3 protein-coding genes and 1 pseudogene are annotated in these 2,157 nt (G+C 60.7%); 2 read left to right on the top strand and 2 right to left on the bottom strand.

Features of this window, described 5'->3' with window-relative positions:
- The coding region (locus ACUH78_RS19045; RefSeq protein WP_445334429.1) for a hypothetical protein at positions 1 to 308 on the top strand (308 nt) is incomplete at its 5' end.
- Positions 309 to 334: 26 nt separating this feature from the next.
- Here ACUH78_RS19045 and ACUH78_RS19050 read toward each other — a convergent pair.
- On the bottom strand, positions 335 to 835 hold the full coding sequence (locus ACUH78_RS19050; protein ID WP_445334428.1) for a GNAT family N-acetyltransferase: 501 nt from the start codon (positions 833 to 835) through the stop codon (positions 335 to 337).
- On the bottom strand, positions 832 to 1,125 hold the full coding sequence (locus tag ACUH78_RS19055) for a type II toxin-antitoxin system TacA family antitoxin (RefSeq protein ID WP_418365087.1): 294 nt from the start codon (positions 1,123 to 1,125) through the stop codon (positions 832 to 834). Before ACUH78_RS19055 ends, ACUH78_RS19050 begins: the two co-directional genes overlap by 4 nt.
- A gap of 420 nt (positions 1,126 to 1,545) precedes the next feature.
- On the opposite strand from ACUH78_RS19055, the pseudogene ACUH78_RS19060 reads away from it, so the two are divergent.
- Positions 1,546 to 2,115: pseudogene (locus ACUH78_RS19060) on the top strand (ISAs1 family transposase); the annotation flags it as partial.
- Positions 2,116 to 2,157: the final 42 nt, after the last annotated feature.

The raw sequence follows: 2,157 nt of genomic DNA on the forward strand, positions 1-2,157 counted from the left end.
ACCGATCATCATGTTTGTTGAGAAGTCAATTTCCACTGGAAACGGCACAGAGCCAGCGTTGGCGGACACTACGAAAAGGCCCGGAGTACATCAGACTCGGCAACTTCATTCGTTACCCGCTCACCGCGGTGAGGGCTTTTGAAGCGAACAGCACGGTCAAGCCCGCCCCTCCCCGCCAGCCGGTCGCTCAAGAGACCATGCCACCTACCCAACCCGAAGAAGTGAAGCTCAACCCCGAGCAGCAGGCTGTGCTCACCCGTATGCGAGCTTTCCTCGGCAGCCCGCGTTCCGACCCCAGGGTGCCATGAGTTCGATCCCGCGCCTAGAATTGAACTCAGGCCATCACGACCTTCCTAGCATCCTTGAGTAGCAGCAGCAATTGCCGCTCCCGCAGTGGCGAGGCGACGAACCCAAACCGGGTGTAGAACTTCGCGGCATCCTCGTCAATGGGGTGTGTCAGCATGGCCCGGATGCCAGCCTGATCGGCAATCAGCAACGTGCGCCGGATGGCATCCTGCAACAGGCCGAAGCCGATGCCGCGCTCCTGATCCTGCTGGGATACGGCCAGCCTTGCCAGGATCACCACCGGCACCGGATATTGCCCCATCCCTTTCCGGATGCGCTCCGGTGCTTCCAGGGTGTCGATCTGGCCGACGGTCAAACTGAAGTAACCAGCAACCCGACCATCGTCCGCCACCACAAAGGTCTTGGCAGAACCGCTGCCTTGGGCTTGCCGGGCGTGGCGCAGCAACCAGTCGTTCAGGGCTGGCTTGCCGCAGTCGAAACTATCGAGTTCATGCTGACTCCCCAGAGGTTCTGGTCGAGACAAGTTCACTGGGCATCCCACGGTGCTTTTCGGCTGAACAGATCGGCCAAGCCTGCATTAGGCTGCTCAGGGCGATCCAGCAGATCCAACAGGGCCTGGTACTGGCTGCCTGAGACCATGAACAATCGTTGATCGAGCAGCGTCTGTTCGGCGGCCAGGCAAGCACTGTCAAGAATGAAATCGGTCAGGGATTTACGCGCCACTTCGGCAGCACGGCGCAGCACGACTTCCTGTTCAGGCGTGGCGCGCAGCCCCAAGCGGGCGGAACGGACAGCAGGAGAAGATGCAATGGAAACCATAGTGGCACCTCGTTTGTTAGTTCAACTGACGCAATGTTAGTACAAACGACAAACGCAATCTAGTTAGGAAGCAGCCTGGCACCCTTGGTTGACGACGTAGCCCGCGTTCCGACCCCAGGATGTTCCGAGTTCGATCCCACTCCTGACAATCGAACTCGTGACCACCAGGCAACGCCCCCTTCGATCTCACGAAAAGGAAAGGACCCTGACGCTGACTCGGACGACCGCGTCCAGGGGCGCCAGGGCTTTCCCCCAAACAGCCTCATGCAGTCCGGGTGCAATCCCCGGAGGCGAGCCAGGGCTCCCGCAGCTACCCGCTTGTCGTTGACCACGACAGAATGATGTTCACGATCAAGCACTTGCGACACCCCTGTTCACAAGCCCTTGTTTTGTTTAGCTTCCTATCTTTTTGGGCGACCGATGGACATAGGGAAGCTGGCCGACCTGGTGGAGATTTTCGAGGGGCTCGAGGACTGGCGCAACGCGCAACAGACGCGGCACAGGTTGAGCGAACTGCTCACCGTGGCGGTGTGCGCGGTGCTCAGCGGTACGGACGACTTCGAGGAGATCTCGCAGTGGGGACAGGCCAAACTGCCGTGGCTGCGGGGTTTTCTGCGGCTCGACTACGGCGTGGCCTCCCCCGATCCCTTCAAGCGGGTGTTCGCGCTGCTCGATCCGAAGCAGTTCGAGCAGGTCTTTCGCACCTGGGTGGGCGGCATCATTCCGGCGTTGGCCCAGGATCAGGTGATCGCAATCGATGGCAAGGCGAGCCGATGCACCACGAGCAAGGCGGCCGCTGCGCCGCTGCATATGGTCAGTGCGTTTGCGGCCAACGTGGGCGTGGTGCTGGGGCAGACGGCCACGGCGAAGAAGAGCAACGAGATCACAGCGATTCCCGAGTTGCTCAAGGTGTTCGACATCGCGGGCTGCGTCGTCACCATCGACGCGATGGGCACGCAGACCAAGATCGCGCGCACTGGCCGGCGACAATTAGCCTGACCGGTCGACGACAACTATCTTGGCCGGTTGGAT

This window comes from Thauera sp. ZXT1-4 (genome assembly GCF_052598215.2).